The sequence below is a fragment of the Burkholderia sp. E168m23 genome (assembly GCF_016586125.1).
In the GTDB taxonomy this organism is placed as follows: domain Bacteria; phylum Pseudomonadota; class Gammaproteobacteria; order Burkholderiales; family Burkholderiaceae; genus Burkholderia; species Burkholderia orbicola.
On record NZ_BCPP01001436.1, the window covers coordinates 1 to 1,162 of the forward strand.

Annotated in this window: 2 protein-coding genes; one reads left to right on the forward strand and one right to left on the reverse strand. The window is 69.6% G+C overall.

From position 1 onward, the window contains the following. A partial coding sequence (gene otsB / locus JMF90_RS37950; protein ID WP_201326428.1) for a trehalose-phosphatase occupies positions 1-319 on the reverse strand: 319 nt, incomplete at its 3' end. A gap of 280 nt (positions 320-599) precedes the next feature. On the opposite strand from otsB, the gene JMF90_RS37955 reads away from it, so the two are divergent. Next, the coding region (locus JMF90_RS37955) for an SCO family protein (RefSeq protein ID WP_201326429.1) at positions 600-1,162 on the forward strand (563 nt) is incomplete at its 3' end.

The following is a 1,162-nucleotide window of genomic DNA, read 5'->3' on the forward strand; positions in this document are numbered from 1 at the left end:
CGCGCTCGATGCGCAGCAGGCGTTCGTCGTTGAAGCCGATACGCTGCGTGTCGCCGTTCGCATCGCGGCGCTCCGCGCCGTGCAGGCCGGCGATCGGCAGCCCGGGCATCTTCAGGAACGTGTCGAGGTTGTCGATCCCGCGCCCGGACACGATCGCGACCGCGCCGTGCGAGCGGCGCGACAATTCGTCGAGCAGCGTCAGCAGCGACGGCGGAACGTGAATGGCGTCGGGGGTCGGCGCCAGTTCGACGAGCGTGCCGTCGAAGTCGAAGAAGAACGCTGTATCGGTCAGGGACAGGGAAGCCGGAACGGATTGCATCGATTCGATAGTCTGAGGGCCGGCCGGCAAACGCAGGCCGCCACTGCGCGAATGGAGTTGTGCGCATCTTACCGCGCCTGCGCCCCCAGATGGGCGAAACCGCGGCTGCGCGGACATCGCATCGGCCGCCGCGTCAACTGCGACATATTGCCCCGCTCGCCCGCGCCGTATCGATTTCGAAAGGACGCGGGCGCGCGAATTGCGCTACAGTCGCAACCGCCTGCCGCGCGGCGCATGGCATCGCGCCCCGGCTATCCATCCAGTCCGATCGAGCCCCAGGATGTCGTCTGCCCGCCCCGCGCCGCACCGGCGCCTCTCCCGCCTCATCCGCACGGCCGCGGCCCTCGCCGCCGCCGTGGCGCTCACCGCGTGCACGCACGACGAGCCGCGCTGGAACCTGACCAACGTCACCGGCCACCTGCCCGATCTGTCGTTCAAGCTGACGGGCGGCGACGGCCATCCCGTCGACGCCGATGCGTTCCGCGGCCGCGTCGCGCTCGTCTACTTCGGCTACACGCACTGCCCCGACGTCTGCCCCGAAACGCTGGCGCGGCTGATGGAAGTGCTGGCGAAGCTCGGCCCGCGGGCGGACGACGTGCGCATCCTGTTCGTCTCGGTCGATCCCGCGCGCGATACGCCGCAGGCGATGCAATCCTATGTCGCCGCGTTCGACGCCGCGCATGCGCGCGGCCTGACCGGGACCGACGGCCAGATCGAATCGCTGGCCAAGCGCTATCGCGTCGCATACCAGATGGAAAAACGCGATCCGTCCGGCGGCTACGAAGTGACGCACAGCTCGGCCGTCTACATCTTCGACGCGACCGGCCGCGCGCGGCTGCTCGC